Origin of the sequence: Romboutsia sp. (assembly GCF_035470145.1) — a bacterium.
Classification (GTDB): Bacteria; Bacillota; Clostridia; order Peptostreptococcales; family Peptostreptococcaceae; genus Romboutsia_D.
Genome location: NZ_DATIRC010000076.1, coordinates 1 through 18,089, shown reverse-complemented (window position 1 = coordinate 18,089; position 18,089 = coordinate 1). Strand labels below are relative to the sequence as shown.

16 protein-coding genes and 1 tRNA gene are annotated in these 18,089 nt (G+C 31.0%); all 17 read left to right on the top strand.

Translation table 11 applies throughout. From position 1 onward, the window contains the following. A partial coding sequence (gene lpdA / locus VLM92_RS02700; RefSeq protein WP_325274816.1) for a dihydrolipoyl dehydrogenase occupies nucleotides 1-1,357 on the top strand: 1,357 nt, incomplete at its 5' end. 62 nt (nucleotides 1,358-1,419) lie between these two features. Continuing rightward, nucleotides 1,420-2,190, top strand: coding sequence for a carbon monoxide dehydrogenase accessory protein CooC (locus VLM92_RS02695; protein ID WP_325274815.1), 771 nt, complete (start codon nucleotides 1,420-1,422; stop codon nucleotides 2,188-2,190). Between the two features lie 19 nt (nucleotides 2,191-2,209). Next, nucleotides 2,210-3,154, top strand: a complete 945-nt coding sequence (gene acsD / locus VLM92_RS02690; protein WP_325274814.1) for an acetyl-CoA decarbonylase/synthase complex subunit delta — start codon at nucleotides 2,210-2,212, stop codon at nucleotides 3,152-3,154. A 29-nt stretch (nucleotides 3,155-3,183) separates the two neighbouring features. Then, nucleotides 3,184-4,560 carry an acetyl-CoA decarbonylase/synthase complex subunit gamma gene (gene acsC / locus VLM92_RS02685; RefSeq protein ID WP_325274813.1) on the top strand — a complete coding sequence of 459 codons (1,377 nt, stop codon included), beginning with the start codon at nucleotides 3,184-3,186 and terminating at the stop codon, nucleotides 4,558-4,560. A 48-nt stretch (nucleotides 4,561-4,608) separates the two neighbouring features. Continuing rightward, the gene (gene acsE, locus VLM92_RS02680; RefSeq protein ID WP_325274812.1) at nucleotides 4,609-5,421 is read left to right on the top strand and encodes a carbon monoxide dehydrogenase/acetyl-CoA synthase methytransferase subunit; all 813 of its coding nucleotides are present in this window, start codon (nucleotides 4,609-4,611) and stop codon (nucleotides 5,419-5,421) included. 117 nt (nucleotides 5,422-5,538) lie between these two features. Beyond that, the gene (gene acsB / locus VLM92_RS02675; protein ID WP_325274811.1) at nucleotides 5,539-7,665 is read left to right on the top strand and encodes an acetyl-CoA decarbonylase/synthase complex subunit alpha/beta; all 2,127 of its coding nucleotides are present in this window, start codon (nucleotides 5,539-5,541) and stop codon (nucleotides 7,663-7,665) included. Nucleotides 7,666-7,689: 24 nt separating this feature from the next. Then, nucleotides 7,690-8,064, top strand: a complete 375-nt coding sequence (gene gcvH, locus VLM92_RS02670; protein WP_325274810.1) for a glycine cleavage system protein GcvH — start codon at nucleotides 7,690-7,692, stop codon at nucleotides 8,062-8,064. A gap of 191 nt (nucleotides 8,065-8,255) precedes the next feature. Continuing rightward, nucleotides 8,256-10,184, top strand: coding sequence for a corrinoid activation/regeneration protein AcsV (gene acsV, locus VLM92_RS02665; RefSeq protein ID WP_325274809.1), 1,929 nt, complete (start codon nucleotides 8,256-8,258; stop codon nucleotides 10,182-10,184). 3 nt (nucleotides 10,185-10,187) lie between these two features. Then, the gene (locus tag VLM92_RS02660; RefSeq protein WP_325274808.1) at nucleotides 10,188-11,054 is read left to right on the top strand and encodes a radical SAM protein; all 867 of its coding nucleotides are present in this window, start codon (nucleotides 10,188-10,190) and stop codon (nucleotides 11,052-11,054) included. Next, a complete protein-coding gene (locus VLM92_RS02655) occupies nucleotides 11,051-11,998 on the top strand; it encodes a radical SAM protein (protein WP_325274807.1) in 948 nt (315 codons plus the stop codon). Before VLM92_RS02660 ends, VLM92_RS02655 begins: the two co-directional genes overlap by 4 nt. A gap of 1 nt (nucleotide 11,999) precedes the next feature. Then, complete coding sequence (locus VLM92_RS02650) at nucleotides 12,000-12,815, top strand: biotin/lipoate A/B protein ligase family protein (RefSeq protein ID WP_325274806.1); 816 nt, start codon at nucleotides 12,000-12,002, stop codon at nucleotides 12,813-12,815. Between the two features lie 249 nt (nucleotides 12,816-13,064). Then, entirely contained in the window at nucleotides 13,065-13,256 is a 192-nt protein-coding gene (locus tag VLM92_RS02645; RefSeq protein WP_325274805.1) for a CooT family nickel-binding protein, read from the top strand. Between the two features lie 56 nt (nucleotides 13,257-13,312). Beyond that, nucleotides 13,313-13,729, top strand: coding sequence for a DUF3842 family protein (locus VLM92_RS02640; RefSeq protein WP_325274804.1), 417 nt, complete (start codon nucleotides 13,313-13,315; stop codon nucleotides 13,727-13,729). Between the two features lie 13 nt (nucleotides 13,730-13,742). Continuing rightward, complete coding sequence (locus tag VLM92_RS02635) at nucleotides 13,743-14,051, top strand: zinc transporter (protein ID WP_325274803.1); 309 nt, start codon at nucleotides 13,743-13,745, stop codon at nucleotides 14,049-14,051. Nucleotides 14,052-14,272: 221 nt separating this feature from the next. Then, nucleotides 14,273-14,365: transfer RNA gene (locus VLM92_RS02630), tRNA-Ser, on the top strand. A 71-nt stretch (nucleotides 14,366-14,436) separates the two neighbouring features. After that, a complete protein-coding gene (locus VLM92_RS02625; protein WP_325274802.1) occupies nucleotides 14,437-15,999 on the top strand; it encodes a ClC family H(+)/Cl(-) exchange transporter in 1,563 nt (520 codons plus the stop codon). Nucleotides 16,000-16,542: 543 nt separating this feature from the next. After that, on the top strand, nucleotides 16,543-18,089 hold a 1,547-nt coding region (locus tag VLM92_RS02620; protein WP_325274801.1), incomplete at its 3' end, for an ATP-dependent helicase.

Sequence of the window (18,089 nt, the reverse complement as noted above, 5' to 3'; positions counted from 1 at the left end):
ATACGTTGCAGCTATAAAAGCTGCTATGCTTGGTGCAGAAGTAACAGTTATAGAAAAGAGAAGAGTGGGAGGTACTTGCCTAAACGTAGGATGTATACCAACTAAAGCATTACTTGCATCTTCTTCTATGCTAATGAATATAAAAGAAGCTAAGGATTTCGGAATAAATATAGAGGGCGAAGTTAAAGCAGATTTTTCAGCTATAATGGCTAGAAAAGATAAAATAGTCACTCAATTAATAAGCGGAATAGAGTTTTTATTTGAAAAAAGAGGAATAAACTTAGTTAACGGATTCGGAAGATTAGTAAATAAAAATACTGTAGAAGTTACTAAGGAAGATGGTTCAAAGGAAATGATAAATGCTGATAAAATAATATTAGCTAATGGATCAGTTCCAATAGTACCACCAATGTTCCCTTATGATGGAAAAACTGTAATTACTAGTGATGAGGTTCTAGGGTTAACACAATTACCAGAATCTATGTTAATAGTTGGTGGTGGTGTAATAGGTTGCGAAATCGGTCAATTCTTAAGAACTTTAGGAACAGAAGTAACTATAGTTGAAATGAATGAACAATTATTACCATTTGAGGATAAAGATGTCGCAAAACAGTTGCAGAGACAATTCAAAAAGGATAAAATTAAAGTGTTGACAGGTATTGGGGTTCAGGTTTGTGAAGTAATAGACAATCAAGTTGTAGCAACACTTTCTAATGGAAAACAAGTAAAAGCTCAATATGCATTAGTTGCAGTAGGTAGAAAACCAAATCTTACAGGCTCTGGAGTTGAAGAATTAGGAATAGAGATGGAAAGAGGCAAGATAGTAGTAAATGAAAACCTTGAAACTAATGTAGAAGGTATATATGCAATAGGAGATTTAATAAATACTCCATTTTTAGCACATGTTGCTTCGAAGGAAGGAATGATAGCTGTAGAAAACGCTTTCGGAAAGTCGAAAGTTGTTGATTACACAGCAGTACCAAGATGTGTATATACAGAGCCTGAAGTTGCTGGAGTTGGCAAAACTGAAAAGCAACTTCAAGATGAAGGTTGTGAGTATCATGTAGGTCAATTTGATTTTAGAGCACTAGGAAAAGCTCAAGCTATAGGTCATTTCCAAGGATTTATAAAAATTCTTGCAGATAAAGATGATAAGATAGTAGGAGCTTCAGTGGTAGGTCCTCACGCTACAGATTTATTGACAGAATTGTCACTTGCTGTACATTTAGGATTAACTGTAGAGCAAGTAGGAGACGTAATACATGCACATCCAACATTATCAGAAGGTTTAATGGAAGCTCTTCATGATGTTCATGGAGAATGTGTTCATGCAGCTCCTAAATTAGTAAAAGCATAAGAAAAGACCAGAGTAAAATTGCAAAAGCTCTGTCTTGACTAAACAAAGGGGGAAATCTTAGGATGGGATATAACATAGCGGTAGCAGGAAAAGGTGGAACTGGTAAGACAAGTCTTACAGGGCTTTTAATTAATTATTTAACAGAGAATAAAAAAGGGCCAGTATTAGTTGTAGATGCAGATGCTAATGCAAATATAAATGAAGTATTAGGTATTGAAATTGAATCAACTATAGGGGCAATAAGAGAAGAAGTAAATCAAAGGGAAAAACAAGGGAATGCATTTCCTGGAGGTATGACTAAAGCTCAATTTTTACAGTACAGATTAAACACTTGCTTATCTGAAGGTGATGGATATGACTTAATAGTAATGGGAAGATCTGAAGGTGAAGGTTGTTATTGCTATGTTAATGGTATATTAAGAGAGCAAACTGATAAACTATCAGATGCTTATGAATATTTAGTTATAGATAACGAAGCTGGAATGGAACACTTAAGCAGAAAAACAACTAAGCATATAGATAAATTATTATTGGTTAGTGACTGTTCAAGACGTAGTGTTCAAGCTGTAGCTAGAATAAGAGATTTAGCGAGAGAGCTTAAATTAAGTGTAGGAGAAATATATTTAATAGTAAATAAAGTACCTAATGGAATATTAAATGAAGGTATAAAAGAGGAAATAGAAAAGCATAATCTAAATCTTATAGGTGTAGTACCTATGGATGAAATGATATATGAATATGACTCTTCAGGGATACCACTAGTTAAATTACCTGAGGATTCAAAATCTAAAATGGCAATAAGTGATATAATGTCCAAATTAGAATTAAAATAGGCTTAAGGGGGAAAAAACTATGGCATTTAAGATGTCTGTTCAAAAATATTCTGGTAAGATATCAGAAGTAGAAATAGGAACAGGGGAAAAAGCAATAAAAATAGGTGGAGAAAATATACTACCATTCTACAACTTTGATGGAGAAGTTGGGAACACTCAAAAAGTAGGAATAGAAATAAGCGATGTTTATCCAGAAGGATGGACTGATTCATTCAAAGAAATGTATAAAGAAGTTGCTGATTGTCCAGTTAAGTGGGCTAAGTATGTTGAAGAAAATTCAGTGGCAGATTTCATATGCTTAAAGCTTGAAAGTGCAGATCCAAATGGACTAGATAAAGCTCCAGAAGAATGTGCTGATATAGCTAAGCAAGTTGCTGAAGCTGTTAGCTTACCAATAGTAATAGCTGGATGTGGAAACCATGAAAAAGATGGAAAATTATTTGAAAAGGTAGCTCAAGCTGTAGATGGACACAACTGTTTATTCTTATCAGCTACTGAAGATAACTACAAAGCAGTAGGAGCAGCAGCTACTATGGCTTATAGCCACAAGGTATCGGCTGAATCTTCTGTTGATATAAACCTAGCTAAACAATTAAACGTATTGTTAACTCAATTAGGAGTAAAATCTGAAAATGTAGTTATGAACGTTGGTTCTTCAGCTGTTGGTTATGGATATGAGTACGTTGCATCAACTATGGACAGAATTAGACTTGCTGCATTTGGTCAAAATGATAAAACATTACAAATGCCTATAATAACTCCTGTTTCATTTGAAACTTGGAATGTTAAAGAATCTATAGCAAGTACTGAAGACGAACCAGCATGGGGATGTATAGAAAAAAGAGGTATAACAATGGAAATATCAACTGCAGTAAGTTCTTTAGTTGGTGGAGCAAATGCAGTTATACTTCGTCATCCAGAATCAATAGAAACTGTAAAAGAATTAGTTAGCGCATTAGCTTAATTAAATTGTAAGGTTAGGGGGAAAAAATCATGGCATTAAAAGCTTTAGATATATTTAAATTAACACCAAAGAAAAACTGTAAGGATTGTGGATTTCCAACTTGTATGGCTTTCTGTATGAAAGTTGCTTCAGGGGCTATAGAAGTAAGTAAATGTCCACATATGTCTGATGATGCATTAGCAAAATTATCAGAGGCAACTGCACCATTAATGAGAGGTGTAAAAGTTGGAGCTGGAAATTCTGAATACGAATTAGGAGCAGAAACTGTATTATTTAGACATGAAAAAACTTTAATAAATAAAAATAGATACGCTGTAGCATTCTGTGAATGTATGACTGATGAACAAGTGGATGCAAAGCTTGCTAATATGAAAGCTGTTAATTATGTAAGAATAGGCGAAGAAATGAAAGCTGAAATGGCGCTTATAGAATACTTTGAAAATAAAGAAGGTTTCTTAAGAGTAGTAAATAAAGTTAAAAATAGTGGATTAGATTTAGCTTACATATTAGTATGTGAAGATGCAGCTATAGCTAAAGAAGCTGTTGAAATATTAAAAGATAAAAAACCAGTAGTATATGGTGCTACTAAAGATAACTACAAAGAAATGATAGAAGTAGTTAAAGAAGATAAATTAGCTTTAGGAGTTAAAGCATCTAGTTTAGAAGAATTATATTCTACAGTTGAAGCTATACAAGCAGCTGGATACAGAGAATTAATATTAGATGTAACTGGAGAAAATATAAAAGATACATTTACAAACGCTGTTCAAGTTAGAAGAATAGCATTAAAAGAACAAGATAGAACATTTGGATACCCATCAATAGTATTTGCAAACAAACTATCAGAGGAAAAACCAATGATGGAAGTTGCATTATCATCAATGTTTACAGTTAAATATGGTTCTATAATAGTAATAGACGATATAGACTATGCAAAAGCATTACCATTATTTGCATTAAGACAAAATATATACACTGATCCACAAAAACCAATGAGAGTTGAACCAAAGATATATCCAATAAATAACCCAGATGAAAATTCACCAGTAATAGTTACTGTTGACTTTGCATTAACTTACTTCATAGTATCAGGAGACGTAGAAAGATCTAAAGTACCAGTATGGTTAGCAATACCAGATGCTGGAGGATACTCAGTTCTTACAGCTTGGTCTGCAGGTAAGTTTGGCGGAAGTTCAATAGCTAACTTTATAAAAGAATCAAATGTTGCAGAAATGACTAAGAATAGAGATTTAATAATACCAGGTAAAGTTGCAGTTCTTAAAGGTGATATAGAAGACTGCTTACCAGGATGGAATGTAGTAATAGGGACAGAAGAATCTATGGAATTGCCTAAGTTCTTAAAAGAATATAAAGCGAAGCAAGATGAAGCTTTAGCAAATGCTTAAGAATAACTAATTTATAGACTATCTAAAATCCAAAGGGGGATAATAACAATGGAAAAATTTATGATTATAGGTGAAAGAATACACTGTATATCACCAGCAATAAGAAAAGCATTAGCTGAAAGAGATCCAGAGCCAATATTAAAGAGAGCGAAAGAACAATTAGAAGCTGGAGCTCATTATATAGATTTCAACATAGGTCCTGCAGAAAGAGATGGAGAAGAATTAATGACTTGGGGAGTTCAATTACTTCAAAAAGAATTTAACAATGTTCCTTTAGCATTAGATACTGCTAACAGAAAAGCGATAGAAGCTGGTCTTAAAGTATATGATAGAACTCATGCAAAGCCAATAATAAATTCTGCAGATGCAGGTGGAAGAATAGATTTAATAGATTTAGCAGGGGAATATGAAGCTAAAGTTATAGCTTTATGTGCTAAAGAAGGTATACCAAGAGATAACGATGAGCGTATGGCTTACTGCCAAGAAATGTTAGAAAGAGGTTTAGTGGCAGGATTAGAACCAGAAGATATGTTATTTGACCCATTATGCTTAGTTATAAAAGGAATGCAAGAGAAGCAATTAGAAGTTTTAGAAGCTATAAAAATGATGACTGAGATGGGATTATTAACTACAGGAGGATTATCTAACGTATCTAACGGATGTCCAAAGCATATAAGACCTATTTTAGACAGTGCATTCTTAGCTATGGCAATGGCAAATGGATTTAGTTCAGCTATAGTAAATCCATGTGATGAAGAATTAATGAGAACTATAAAGTCTTGTGACATAATAAACGGAGCTTCTTTATATGCAGATTCTTATTTAGAATTAAACGAAGGTGCATTTTCATTTAATGCATAATATATAAAGATTATTTTGAAGTATATATGAGGAAATTATGTTTAGCAAATTTAAAGCATAACATAGTTTCCTATGTACCATAAAAATAGATAAGAAGCTTAAAAAGGGGGAAGTAGAGTGAATTTATATAATACAATATTTAATGGATCAGATCAAGCTTTAGCAGCAGCTAAAGGATTATTAAATGAATCAATAGAAAAACATGGAAGAGACCATAAGGTGGCATTCCCTGATACTGCGTATTCATTACCATGCATATATGCAGCTACAGGACAAAAAATGAATTCATTAGCTGACTTAGAAGCTGCTCTAGGAGTAGTTGAAAGTTTAATAAATAGAACTCATTTATTAGAGCATGCTTTAAACTCAGGACTTGCTACAGCTCTTGCAGCTGAAGTTATAGAAGCTATAAAGTACTCAACTATGGAAGCTCCATACAGTGAGCCTTGTGCAGGTCATATAAGTGACCCTATAATAAGATCATTAGGCGTACCTCTAGTTACTGGAGATATACCAGGGGTTGCTGTAGTGCTTGGAGAATGTCCAGACGCTGAAACTGCAGCTAAAGTTATAAAAGACTACCAATCTAAAGGTTTATTAACTTTCTTAGTTGGAAAAGTAATAGATCAAGCTATAGAAGCTGGAGTTAAGATGGGTCTTGAGCTAAGAGTTATACCATTAGGATATGATGTAACTTCTGTTATACATGTAGTATCTGTTGCAGTAAGAGCAGCTTTAATATTCGGAGGATTAACTCCAGGAGATTTAGCTGGATTATTAGACTATACTGCTAAGAGGGTTCCTGCATTTGTTAATGCATTTGGACCATTAAGTGAATTAGTTGTATCTTGTGGAGCTGGAGCTATAGCTTTAGGATTCCCAGTTATAACTGACCAAACAGTTCTTGAAGTTCCAATGAACTTATTAACTCAAAAAGATTATGATAAGTTTGTAGCTACTTCTTTAGAAGCTAGAGGAATAAAGATAAAAATTACTGATATACCAATACCAGTATCATTTGCAGCTGCATTTGAAGGTGAGAGAATAAGAAAGAATGACATGTTCGCAGAATTCGGTGGAAATAAAACTGAAGCTTGGGAATTAGTTATTAAGAAAGAAATGAGTGAAGTTGAAGACCATAAGATAGAAGTTGTTGGTCCAAATATAGATGAAATAGAAGCAGATGGTGTTGTAAGATTACCACTTGCAGTAGTAGTTAAAATAGCTGGTAAAGCAATGCAAGATGATTTTGAGCCAGTTTTAGAAAGACGTCTACATTACTTCTTAAACTATATAGAAGGTGTAATGCACGTTGGTCAAAGAGATATGTCTTGGATAAGAATATCTAAAGATGCTTATGAAAAAGGATTCAGATTAGAGCATATAGGAGAAGTTTTATATGCTAAGATGTTAGATGAATTTGAATCTGTTGTTGATAAATGTGAAGTTACAATAATAACAGATGCTGAAAAAGTATCAGAGTTAAAAGCTGAAGCTATAACTAGATACAATGCTAGAGATGAAAGATTAGCTTCATTAGTTGATGAAAGTGTTGAAGAATTCTATTCTTGTAACCTTTGTCAATCATTCGCACCTGCACACGTTTGTGTTGTTACTCCTGAAAGACTTGGACTTTGTGGAGCTGTTAGCTGGTTAGATGCTAAAGCTACTAAAGAATTAGATCCAACAGGACCATGCCAACCAATAGTTAAAGGTGAATGTTTAGATGACAGAACAGGAGTATGGCAATCAGTTAATGAAACAGTAGGAGAAATATCTCAAGGTGCTGTTGAAAGTGTTACTTTATACTCAATACTTGAAGATCCAATGACTTCTTGTGGATGTTTCGAATGTATATGTGGTATAATGCCAGAAGCTAACGGATTTGTTATAGTTAACAGAGAATTCTCAGGAATGACTCCAGTTGGTATGACATTTGGTGAGCTTGCTTCTATGACTGGTGGAGGAGTTCAAACTCCAGGATTCATGGGCCACGGAAGACACTTCATATCTTCTAAGAAGTTTGCTTACGCAGAAGGTGGACCAGAAAGAATAGTTTGGATGCCAAAAGAATTAAAAGAGTACGTAGCTGAAAAATTAAATGCTACTGTTCAAGAAATGACGGGTATAGAAAACTTCACAGATATGATATGTGATGAGACTATAGCTAGTGACTCTGAAGGAGTATTAGCTTTCTTAGAAGAAAAAGGTCATCCAGCATTATCTATGGAATGTGTAATGTAATTTAGCATATAGGGGGATAAATCAATGAAAGTTATACCAAGCTTAAAATATTCAGATAAACATACTTGGGTAAAAGTTGAAGGTGACTACGCTTATGTAGGAATAACAGATTTCGCTCAAGATCAATTAGGAGAAGTATTATTTGTTGAAATGCCAGAAGTTGAAGATGAATTAACTTTAGGTGAAGAATTTGGAGTAGTTGAATCTTCAAAGGTTGCATCTGACTTAATAGCTCCTATATCTGGAGAAGTAGTTGAAATAAATGAAAAATTAGACGATGAACCAGAATATATAAACGAAGATGCATATGATGCATGGATAGTAAAAGTTAAAGTTTCAGATGCTGATGAGTTAGAAAACTTATTAAATGCAGAAGCTTATGAAGCAGGATTAGAATAGTATAATAAGGAGTATCGTAGATTTGAGTGCACGCAAATCTACCGTACTCCTTTTTACTTTGCATAGGTGGTTAAATTTGTAATGTTATAAAATATAGAAACTAAATATAGCCGATAATAGGATGAATTTAAATACTTATAATACAATTTATGGTAAAATTATGTTAGAACAAAGTATTGGGGGGGATTTATATGATAAAAGTAAATTTTAAATCACATAATAAAGAAGTTTACTGCAACGAAGGGGATAATTTATTAGAAGTTGCAAGAAACTCAAATATATTTATAGATGCTCCATGTAATGGAAATGTATCTTGTGGGAAGTGTAAAGTTAAGCTACTGAAAGGGAAAGTAGATACACAAAAAACACTACACATAAAAGATGAAGAATGGGAACAAGGATATATATTAGCATGTCACACAAAGTTAATAGAAGATGTAGAAATAAAAGTTCCTTCTAAACTATCATCATCTATGCATGGTATGAAAATAGAAGGTAGCGACAAAAATAAAGACAAAGAAATATTTGATAGAGCTAAAAATATAATAGAAACTCATGATTTAGATTTTAAAACAAATATAGTAAAAACTTATATAGAATTAGATGAACCTACTTTAGATGATAATATAAGTGATGTAGATAGATTAGAAAGACACGTAAGAAACAATTTAGGATTCAATGAAATAGATTTTAGATTAGAATTACTTAGAAAAATGCCTATGATATTTAGAGAAAGTGATTTTAAAATAACAATAACTTATGTTAAAAAGAAAAATAAAGTAACAATATTAAATATAGAATGTGGTAATACAGAAGATAAACTTTATGGAGCTGCCATAGATATAGGAACAACTTCTGTTGTGGTTTGTTTAGTAAATTTGTATACTAAAGAAGTTGTAGACAAAGCATCATCTGGAAATGCTCAAATAAAATATGGAGCGGATGTTATACATAGAATAATATACTCAACAAAGAAAAATGGATTAGAGCAATTAAATAAAGCAGTAATAGACGAAACAATAAATCCGTTACTAGAGTCTATATACACAAGAAATGATATAAATAAGGACAATGTAGTAACTCTTATGGTAGCAGGAAACACAACTATGTCGAGTTTATTCTTAGGCGTATATACAGATTATTTAAGACAAGAACCATTTATACCACCGTTTTTAAAATCACCAAAGTTAATGGGAGAAGATATAGGGCTTAATGTTAATGCCAGTGCATACGTTTATCTTGCTCCGTCTGTAGCAAGTTATGTAGGAGGAGATATTACAGCAGGAGTACTATCAGCAGGCATTTGGGCTAGCGAAGAAAATGTATTATTTATAGACTTAGGGACTAACGGTGAAATAGTATTTGGTAATAAAGATTATATGATGAGTTGTGCTTGTTCAGCAGGACCTGCATTCGAAGGTGGAGGAATAAGCTGTGGAATGAGAGCATCAAATGGTGCTATAGAAAAAGTTAATATAAATAAAGAAACTTTAAAACCAGAACTTACAATAATAGAAAATTGTGAGCCTTTAGGGATATGTGGTTCGGGAATAATAGATTTAATATGCCAAATGTTAATTAAAGGAATAATAGATAGAAGAGGTAAAATACATAGAGATTTAAAGAATGAAAGAATTAGATTTAATGAACATGAAATAGGAGAGTATGTATTAGCATTTAAAGAAGAATATAATTTAGAAAATGATATAACAGTAACTGAAGTTGATATAGATAACTTTATAAAAGCAAAGGGGGCAATATATTCAGGTGCTGCGACGCTTATAGAAAGCTTAGGAATGGATTTTAGTATTATAGACAAGGTTTATATAGCAGGGGGAATAGGAAACAACCTAAACATTGAAAATTCAATTCTAATAGGATTACTTCCAGATATAGAAAGAGAAAAATTTGCATACATAGGAAATAGCTCTTTAGTTGGTTCTTATCTTGCTTTAATAAGCAAAGATGCAAAGAGAAAGCTTCAAGAAATAGGAAATGAAATGACATATGTTGAATTAAGTGTTTATCCAACGTATATGGATGAATTTATATCAGCATGTTTCTTACCACATACAAATATAGAACAATTCCCAACGGTTAAGGGATTATTGGAGGGTTAGGTTATGGATTTAACTTCTAAAATGAAAAGAGCTATGGAAATTAAAAATAGCAACTTTGGGAATAAAATAGAGTTTGCTTATCCAAATGAAACATTAGCTATTAGTACGACTAGTGATAGTTGCAATTTAAGTTGTGCCCATTGTAATGGACACTACTTAAAAAATATGACTCCAATACAAGATTATAAAAGCAAGGCAAAAGGAAGAAATTTAAGTAGTTTTTTATTAAGTGGAGGATGCAGTTTTGAAGGAGATATTCCTATAAATAGACACATAGACACTATAAAGCAACTTAAAAAAGAAGGATATAAATTAAATGCTCATTTAGGTCTCATGAGTAAAGAAGCTATTGAAACAGTATGCCAATACATAGATATAGTATCTTTCGATTTAGTATTTGATAAAGATACTATAAGAGAGGTATATAAAATTAATAAAGATAAAGAAGACTATATAAAAGCATATGAGTTAATAAAACAAAATACAGAAGTTGCACCACACATATGCATAGGCTTAAAAGGTGGGCAAATAAAAGGGGAGTACGAAATCATAAATTACTTATCAGAAAATCCTCCTAAAAAAGTAACATTTATAGTATTAATACCAACAAAAAATACTGAATATGAAAAAGTAAGTCCACCAAGCCTAGGCAAAGTGGCGGACTTACTTTGTGAAGCAAGAATAAGTTTACCCAATACAGAAATTAATCTAGGGTGTATGAGACCTAGAGGTCAATATAGAAAAGAATTAGATGAGTTAGCATTAATGTGTGGGGTTAACAAAATAGTACTACCCTCTAAAAGTGCAAAGAACAAAGCAATAGAGATGAATATTAATACAGTAGAGACTAAGGAGTGTTGTGTATTATGATTAGGGTATCATTGGGAACTGCAATAGAGCTGGGGTTAGTAAATAAGAAAAGTGATATACCTCCTACAACTGCATATATAATGATTGGAGATAAGTGTAATAATAAATGTGCATTTTGTTCGCAGTCAACAGATAGTAGTGCAAGAAAGGACAAGCTTTCAAGAGTAACTTGGCCACAGTACTCAAAAGAAGAAATCTTAAATTCATTTAAAAATTATAAAGAAAAAAATATAAAAAGAATATGCATTCAATCTATGGCAAGTGATGATGCACATGAAACAGTGGGAGAATTTATATCTTACATCAAAGATAAGATAAGTATGCCAATATCTTTATCTGCAAAACTTGAGAAAAAAGAAGATATTGAAAGATTCTTTTCATGCGGAGTAGACAAGATAGGAATAGCGATAGATGCAGCAAATAAAGAGTTGTATGAAAATGTAAAAGGAAATAATTATGAAGAAAAATTAAAACTTATAACTAGCATGGCACGTAAATATGAAGGTAAGATAAGTACTCATATAATTGTGGGATTAGGGGAATCTCACAAGGATATCTATGATCTATATACATATTTGAAAGAAAATAATGTAACTATAAGCTTATTTGCATTCACTCCTGTGAGAGGCACTAAAATGGAGAAAGTAAGTCAACCTAATATAGAAAGTTATAGAAGGGTACAACTTATGACTTATATGATAGATAAAGGATATACAGGTGATGAATTTACTTTTAAAGATGGATATATAGAAAATGTAAACATAGATGATGAAATAAAAAAAGACATAGAAAATGGATATCCTTTTGAAATAAGAGGATGTAAAAATTGTAATAGACCTTATTACAATGAAAGACCAGGAAGTACTATTTATAATTACTCAAGAAGGCTAAGGGAAGAAGAAATACAACTTGCTATAAAGGAGATAAATCTAGGGGGAGAATAATATGGACAAGTGGAGAGTAGTAAGGAGTAAATCATATAATGGGGCAATGAATATGGCAATTGATGAAGCTATAATGATTGCACATAAAGAAGGTAGAGTAAAGCCTACTCTTAGATTTTATACTTGGGATCCTGCATGTATAACTATAGGATATTTTCAAAAACTTGAAGATGAAATAGATTTAGAAAGATGTAAAAAGCTAAATGTAGATTGTATTAGACGAATTACAGGAGGTAGAGCGGTACTTCATGAAGATGAGTTAACATACAGTATAATAGTGGGTGAAGATAATCCGTTAATGGATAGTAGTATAACAACATCATATAAATTTATAAGTGAAGGTTTAATAAAAGGTTTAAATTTATGTGATGTATATACAGATGAGTTAAATAAAGGTGAGAAAATAGGTAGAGAAAATTTATCGGCTGCATGTTTTAATGCACATGCATCTTATGAAATTGCTATTAACAAAAAGAAAGTAGTAGGAAGTGCTCAAAGTAGGAAAGATGGAGTTATATTACAACATGGTTCTATAGTATTAGACTTTGATGTAAATAAACTGTTTGAGATTATAAAAACAGAAAGCAAAGAAAAAAAAGAACGTTTAATAAATTTCACAGCTAGAAAAGCTAGTGGAATAGAAAATGAAACCAATATAAAACTAGATATAAATGAGCTTGAAAAAAATTTAATACAAGGAATCGAGGATCATTTTAATATTGAGTTTATAGAAGAGAATTTAACGCAATATGAGTATAACCTAGCTGAGATATTGTATGAAAAATATAGTAGTGACGAATATAATAAAAAGAGATAAAACTAATTGACTTTATATAAATCAAAGTGATATACTCAAAATATAAATAAATAGTAAAATTTTGAAATCATGAAGGTTTCTTTAGTGTATTGAAATACCTGAAGGAACCTTTTTTTGATTATACTTATAAACGTTTTACTAAAAGGGTATTACTTGAAAAATCTAATAAAAATAGGTTATTTAAACAATCAAGTAGTATAAAAATAATACTTAGAAATAAGTAAAATCAATTTTATGGAGGGGATTAATATGTGTGAATCAGCAGCTTATGTTTTAAAGAATGATAAACTTGAAAGGGTTATGGATAATGTAGTAAGTGTAGACCCGCTTGAAGGAAAAGTTTATTTAACAGATCTATTAGGAGAACAAAAAATAGTAGATGGGAAGATAAAAGAAATAAGATTAATGGATCATAAAATAATAATATCAGAGGATAAATAATTATAAGATTTAAAATAATGAAAACGACTAAAAAGATATATTAGGGGAAGAAATATATGATAATAGCAGTTATAGACGGAATGGGTGGAGGAATAGGCGCTCAAATAGTATCAAATCTTAGAGAAGAATTACCTACATACATAGATATATACGCACTAGGGACCAATTCTATTGCAACAAGTTCAATGATGAAGGCTCATGCCAACAAAGGTGCAACAGGAGAAAATGCTATCATAACATCGGTTAAAAAAGCAAATATAGTAGTATCTCCTATTTCAATAGTAATGCCAAATTCAATGATGGGAGAAGTTACTTGCAAAATAAGTGAAGCTGTAGTAGATAGTGAAGCTTTAAAAATACTTTTGCCAATCATGCCAGAAAATATAGAGTTGGTAGGGTTAGAAAATAAACCTTTAGCACTGCTTATTAAAGATGCTATAAAAGTAATTAAAAAGGAATTTAATATAAAATAATGGGGGAATAACAATGCTATTTAATAATGATAGAATAAAATACCATCACGCAGATGATCATGACCACGAACATGGACATGCACATGACCACGTACACCCACATTCTCATGGAGATAGTCCAGAAAATAAAGATGAAAAAACTTTAAAAATATTATTACTTCACTGGGTAAATCATAATGAAAGTCATGAAGAAGGATTTAGAGAGTGGGTAGACAAAGCGAGAGCAATAGGCAAAGAAGAAACAGCTAATAGTATAGAAAAGGCTATTGAATATATGAAACAAGCTAATGAAATGCTTATAGAAGCTAAAAAACATATGTAAGTAAATTAAAACCATGGGGGTTTAAACTAAGAAAGACCTTCATGGTTTTTTATAGACCTCAATTGAATATAGAAGCACCTATATTAATATTATATTTAAGCAGAGTATACCAAATTAGAAAATCACACCATAAAATGTACTAATATATTTTATAATAAATTATATAATAAATATTGACTAAATTAAATATTTATTATATAATTTATTTATAGAGCTAATACGGAGAAGTACTCAAGCGGCTCAAGAGGATCCCCTGCTAAGGGATTAGGCTGGATTAAACCGGTGCGAGGGTTCGAATCCCTCCTTCTCCGCCAGTAACGGACTATCATTTAAACGATAGTCTTTTTTTGTGTAATTAATAGATAAATGAAGGGAGAAATTCTTTATGAGAAGTAGTAGAGAAAGAGCTTATAGCATGCTAAATAGAGCTCAAAATTCCAAGTACATATTAGTAAGAGACTCTTTTATAGTTGGTATAATAGTAGGAATTATAATTGTAATACATAGAACTATTGCATCAAAGCTAGCGCATGTATTTATGGAGATTTATTCTAAGGGAAGAGAAAACCTATCATTTATACCAATCATATTTATATTACTTATAGCCTTAGGATATTTTGTAGCACAAGAAGTAAAAAAAGAACCTATGATATCAGGTAGTGGTATACCTCAAGTTGAAGGTATTCTAACGAGAAGACTTAAGATGAATTGGTTTAAGATTTTAATAAATAAATTTGTAGGAGGCCTTATTTGTTTGGGTGCTGGACTATCAGTAGGTAGAGAAGGACCATCAGTTCAAATGGGGGCTTGTGTAGGAGAAGGGGTATCAAAACAATTAAACAAGCTAGAGAATGAAGAAAAATATTTAATAACAAGTGGGGCAAGTGCAGGATTATCGGGTGCATTTAATGCGCCACTATCAGGAGTTATGTTTGCACTTGAAGAAACTCACAAAAACTTTTCACCCCAGGTTTTATTATCAGCTATGATAGCTTCAGTAACTGCAGACTTCGTAGCTAAACAATTCTTTGGGATAATACCATCATTACATTTTTCTAAATTAACTCCGATACCATTACAGTATTACTGGGTACTTATAATATTAGGTATAACAATAGGTATAAGTGGTGTTATTTTCAATAAAGGAATATTAAAAACACAAAGTATATTCAAAAAAAGTAAAATGAGTATAGAGCTCAAAATTATAATACCTTTTATATTAACTGGATTTATAGGTTTAATATCACCTATATTGCTAGGTGGAGGTCATGAACTTATAATGAGTTTACAAGAAAGTCATTTAACTATAAATATATTAATTATATTTATTATAGTTAAGTTTATATTTACATTTATAAGTTTTGGATCAGGAGTTCCTGGAGGGATATTTTTCCCGTTACTTACAATAGGTGCGTTGGTAGGAAATGTAGTAGGACTTGTATCAATATTATATTTAGATGTACCAAGTAGCTATATGATGAACTTTGTTGTGTTAGCTATGGCTGGACATTTTGCCGCAACAGTAAAGGCTCCTATAACAGCAATAATATTAATATTAGAGATGACAGGTTCTCTAGATCACTTATTAGCACTTTCTATAGTTGTAATTATTGCACAATTAACATCAGATACTTTAAACTCACATCCAATATATGAAAGTCTTTTAGAAGGATTATTAGAAAAGGGAACTTATAAGTATGAAGGTAGCTCGGTTAAAAAGACATTATTAGAAGTAGCAGTTCATATTAATAGCAACCTTGATGGAAAGTGTATAAAGGATGTATATTGGCCTAATAATTGTTTAGTAGTTGCAATTGCTAGGGGGGATACAGAAATAATACCTAAAGGAGAAACAGAAATAATTGCAGGTGATTATTTAACTGTTATGACTGAACAAAGTAATTCTGCGGATATATTAGATAAGGTACTTCAGCTAGCAGACGATTAGTAGGAATAATTATTAAGGAGCTAAAATCTTTTATTATAAGGATTTTAGCTCTTTTTAAATTAAATAGTCATACAAAGTATATATGTTTTTATTTAATATAGTGTTATTAAATTTGAGAGGGGTAATCTTTCATAGTTTATAAAATAAGATCACATTATGATCAGTATTAGGACCTTTATTTATACTTAAATTAATATATAGATGATTAATATACAATAATATGGAGTAGTTACTATGTATTTTTCTAAGATTTTTAGTTTACAATCAGATAAGGACAATTTTTCTTTAAACGGCTTGAGAAATTTTAGCGATTATTTCTATAAAATTTCTTCTTTTTTTAATTATATATTATAATAGTGTTTAGCTATGTATTAACTAGATTATTCAAGTCTATCAATTAGACATATTTAAAAATATAAATAAGATTAATGTAAACAGCAAATTGCATATAATTATAAGGTGTAAAAACTGATTATATAGTAACAGATATAGATTATATAGACAATTATAAAATAAACAAATAATACTTCAAGGTGGTAGTTTATGATAAGTGTAGATAAATTGAATGAGAATCAACAAACAGCGGTAAATCATATAGATGGACCTTGTATGGTGCTTGCAGGTCCTGGATCGGGTAAGACTAGAGTAATAACATATAGAATTGCTAATATGGTTGTGAATAAAGAGATAAAGCCTACTAGTATACTTGCCATAAGCTTTACTAAGGCATCTTCAGTAGAAATGAAAAACAGAGCATTAAGTTTAAGTAAAGATTATAGAATGAATAAGGTTACATATGGAACATTCCACTCTGTATTTTTTAGGATTCTAAGATATTTTGAAAAATATAACTTAGATAGTATATTTGATGAAAAGTCAAAGAGATTAGTTTTAAGAGGTATTCTTAAAAGTTTAAACGTAGAAAATGCGGATGATGATGAAACTATAGGGCAAGTTATAAATGAAATATCGTATGTAAAGAATGAATTGATGGAAAATAGAGATTTTAAGTCTGAAATATTAAGTAGTGATGAGTTTACAAAAACTTATACTATGTATGAAGAACATAAAAATCAAATAAATAAAATTGATTTTGATGATATGTTAATAAAAACATACCACTTGCTACAAAATAATAAGTCAGCATTAGAGATGATTCGTAACGTATATAAATATATTCTTGTGGATGAATTTCAGGATATAAATAAGGTACAGTTTGAGGTACTTAAATTAATAGCTAACCCTAGAAATAATATATTTGTAGTTGGAGATGAAGATCAAAGTATTTATGGATTTAGAGGGTCAAGACCAGATTTTTTACTGGAATTTGAAGAATACTTTGAAAATACTAAAAAGGTACTATTAGATATTAATTATAGATCAAAAAATGAAATAATAGATGTAGCAAATAGACTTATAGAGAAAAATGAAAATAGGTATGAGAAAGTTATAAAGTGTAGCCGAGGTAAAGGGGCTAGTGTTAATTATGTATCTCCACAAGATTCAGAAGAAGAAGCTTTATTTATAGCTAAAGAGATTTTAGAAGAGATAAAAAAAGACTACGTAGAATATACAGATTTTGCAGTTATATATAGAACTAATATTCAATCAAGAGCCCTTGTAGATGTATTTATGGACATGAGGATTCCTTTTGTTGTGAAAGATTCTGTCGTTACAATATATGACCATTGGGCTTCACAAGATATTTTAGCGTATTTAAGAATAGGTATAGATCCAAAGTCTAATAAAGATTGGGTGAGAATTATAAATAAACCTTTTAGATATATTTCTAAAGACAATGTAAATATGGTAAAAGAAGAATCTGATTTTATAAATGCATTAATAAATAAATGCGACCTTCATCCTAAGCAGGTAAAGACTATAAATGATTTAGAAATAGATTTAAGTTATATAAAAACATTAAATCCTAAGAATGCTATATCTTATATTAGAACAAGTTTAGATTATGATAGATATATACTAGATTATTGTTCAAATAGAAAGATAAAAGCTAATGGTTTAGTAGAGATTTTAAATGAACTAGAAAGTTCAGCTACAAACTTTAAAACTATACAGGAGTACTTAGATCA

Excerpts from the sequence above, each read along its gene's own strand:
- VLM92_RS02695 (WP_325274815.1), top strand. The coding sequence starts at position 1,420 with ATGGGATATAACATAGCGGTAGCAGGAAAAGGTGGAACTGGTAAGACA.
- acsD (WP_325274814.1), top strand. The coding sequence starts at position 2,210 with ATGGCATTTAAGATGTCTGTTCAAAAATATTCTGGTAAGATATCAGAA.
- acsC (WP_325274813.1), top strand. The coding sequence starts at position 3,184 with ATGGCATTAAAAGCTTTAGATATATTTAAATTAACACCAAAGAAAAAC.
- acsE (WP_325274812.1), top strand. The coding sequence starts at position 4,609 with ATGGAAAAATTTATGATTATAGGTGAAAGAATACACTGTATATCACCA.
- gcvH (WP_325274810.1), top strand. The coding sequence starts at position 7,690 with ATGAAAGTTATACCAAGCTTAAAATATTCAGATAAACATACTTGGGTA.
- acsV (WP_325274809.1), top strand. The coding sequence starts at position 8,256 with ATGATAAAAGTAAATTTTAAATCACATAATAAAGAAGTTTACTGCAAC.
- VLM92_RS02660 (WP_325274808.1), top strand. The coding sequence starts at position 10,188 with ATGGATTTAACTTCTAAAATGAAAAGAGCTATGGAAATTAAAAATAGC.
- VLM92_RS02655 (WP_325274807.1), top strand. The coding sequence starts at position 11,051 with ATGATTAGGGTATCATTGGGAACTGCAATAGAGCTGGGGTTAGTAAAT.
- VLM92_RS02650 (WP_325274806.1), top strand. The coding sequence starts at position 12,000 with ATGGACAAGTGGAGAGTAGTAAGGAGTAAATCATATAATGGGGCAATG.
- VLM92_RS02645 (WP_325274805.1), top strand. The coding sequence starts at position 13,065 with ATGTGTGAATCAGCAGCTTATGTTTTAAAGAATGATAAACTTGAAAGG.
- VLM92_RS02640 (WP_325274804.1), top strand. The coding sequence starts at position 13,313 with ATGATAATAGCAGTTATAGACGGAATGGGTGGAGGAATAGGCGCTCAA.
- VLM92_RS02635 (WP_325274803.1), top strand. The coding sequence starts at position 13,743 with ATGCTATTTAATAATGATAGAATAAAATACCATCACGCAGATGATCAT.
- VLM92_RS02625 (WP_325274802.1), top strand. The coding sequence starts at position 14,437 with ATGAGAAGTAGTAGAGAAAGAGCTTATAGCATGCTAAATAGAGCTCAA.